This is a genomic window from Streptosporangium sp. NPDC006930, from assembly GCF_040635605.1.
Classification (GTDB): domain Bacteria; phylum Actinomycetota; class Actinomycetes; order Streptosporangiales; family Streptosporangiaceae; genus Streptosporangium.
This window is the reverse complement of the sequence record NZ_JBEYID010000073.1, coordinates 1-1174: the sequence shown is the minus strand read 5'-3', so window position 1 is coordinate 1174 and position 1174 is coordinate 1. Positions and strand designations below refer to the sequence as shown.

At 68.0% G+C, this 1174-nt stretch carries 2 protein-coding genes; both read right to left on the bottom strand.

What is annotated here, in order from left to right:
- Positions 1-35: 35 nt before the first annotated feature.
- On the bottom strand, positions 36-653 hold the full coding sequence (locus ABZ664_RS39410) for a transposase (RefSeq protein ID WP_362522403.1): 618 nt from the start codon (positions 651-653) through the stop codon (positions 36-38).
- Positions 563-1105: a winged helix-turn-helix domain-containing protein gene (locus tag ABZ664_RS39405; protein WP_362522402.1), complete on the bottom strand. Its 543-nt coding sequence runs from the start codon at positions 1103-1105 to the stop codon at positions 563-565. The genes ABZ664_RS39410 and ABZ664_RS39405 overlap by 91 nt, the downstream gene beginning before the upstream one ends.
- Positions 1106-1174: the final 69 nt, after the last annotated feature.

Below are 1174 nucleotides of genomic sequence, written 5' to 3'. Positions count from 1 at the left end.
TACTCCAGTTGAATTCGTAGAGTCCGTCCCCGCGATCACCATGGCTCGATGGCCAACCCCGTTGTGGTCAGACAGCCGTCGAGTAGATGCGGCCTGAACTGGATCTTCTTCAGTTTGCGCTTCATGATCCGGGCCAGGCCGTCGAGATCGGTGACGACGAAGTCGGCCATCGCCCGTCGCAGCAGTGACCAGACCCCTTCAACCGGGTTCAGTTCCGGCGCATACGTCGGCAACCGCACCACCCGTAGCCAGGCCTTGTTCTCCTCGGCGAAGTCGTCCAACTCCTGGACCAGATGCACGTTCAGGTTGTCCCAGCACCACACCAGCGGGGCCCCGAGGTGCGCATGCGTCGCGATGATCAGATCCCGGTAGCGCCGCCAGGAAAAGCTCTTGGCTTCGCCGCCGCGGCCCCGGTAGACATGCACCGCATAGAACAGGTGCGAGCGCCGGCCGGGCCGGAAACAGGCGACCCCGGCCACGTTGACCCGCCCAGCACCCCGGCCGCGTACCCGTACCACCGGCCGCGTCCCGCGCGGCGCCCAGGTCTTCCCCTTCGGCGGCCTCAGCCCCTGGCCTGCCTCGTCTTCGAAGCAGATGTAGGCGCCCAGGTCCGCCGCGGTGGTTTTACCCGCGGCCACACCTCGGCCTTCCATGCCTCGATGGCCTCCTCATCGCGCTCAACGGCCCGCCGCAGCGGCACCCGCACCGACCAGCCATGCCGTTTCAGTAGCTTGGCCACCCCCTGCACGCTGTAGCCGACATGAAACAGCCGGCCGATCACCGTCTTGACCCGCCCCAGGGTCCAGCGCTGGTCATCGGCGAAACCATGCGCCAGCGGACCCCGCCTCAGCTGCGCCTCCAGCTTCATCCATGAGCGCGCCGACAACCGCTCACGCGACACCGGCCCGGCCGACCGCAGAGCCTGCGCCCCGCCCTGCCGCCATCGTCGGCGCCATCGCCGTACCGTCCGCTCGGTGACCCGCAGATCCCGGGCGATGACCATCGTGGACTCCCCGCGCGCGAACCGCTCGGCCGTCTCCAACCGCAGCCGCTCACGCCGCTCCTGCTCGGCAGGGGTGTACCCGCCACGCTGCGCGTATCTCATACTCCCGCTCTACCACCCGGGCAGCGCAACACCACAGGTCAGGGGGACTCTACGAGTTCAAACGGAGTA

Bases quoted from the DNA above. Each gene is read 5' to 3' on its own strand.
- ABZ664_RS39410 (WP_362522403.1), bottom strand. From the start codon at position 653: ATGGAAGGCCGAGGTGTGGCCGCGGGTAAAACCACCGCGGCGGACCTG.
- ABZ664_RS39405 (WP_362522402.1), bottom strand. From the start codon at position 1,105: ATGAGATACGCGCAGCGTGGCGGGTACACCCCTGCCGAGCAGGAGCGG.